Annotated in this window: 1 protein-coding gene; it reads right to left on the bottom strand. The window is 41.9% G+C overall.

Going from position 1 to position 217, the window contains the following annotated elements; translation table 11 throughout:
* Positions 1 to 217 (bottom strand): G5 domain-containing protein (locus CD113_RS11590; protein ID WP_169922563.1); only part of this gene is annotated, 217 nt, incomplete at both ends.

The following is a 217-nucleotide window of genomic DNA, read 5'->3' as shown; positions in this document are numbered from 1 at the left end:
GTTGGTTGTCCTTCACCAATTTTTTCTCCTGTGATTGGGTTCACTGTAATTGGTGTTGTGATTGTTTTCTCACCTGGACGACCTTCTTGTTTCACTCGCTCTTCACCAGGTTTTAAGTCTGGATTGAATTCGCGTTTTGTTTCAAATGGTACTTCTTCTGTTCTTGTTTCTGGTGTACCTGTTTTTGGTCCGTGTTTTGTAACGTCGTCAACTGGTG

Source organism: Staphylococcus simiae, from assembly GCF_002902085.1.
Classification (GTDB): Bacteria; Bacillota; Bacilli; order Staphylococcales; family Staphylococcaceae; genus Staphylococcus; species Staphylococcus simiae.
This window is presented reverse-complemented; position numbering and strand designations above follow the sequence as displayed.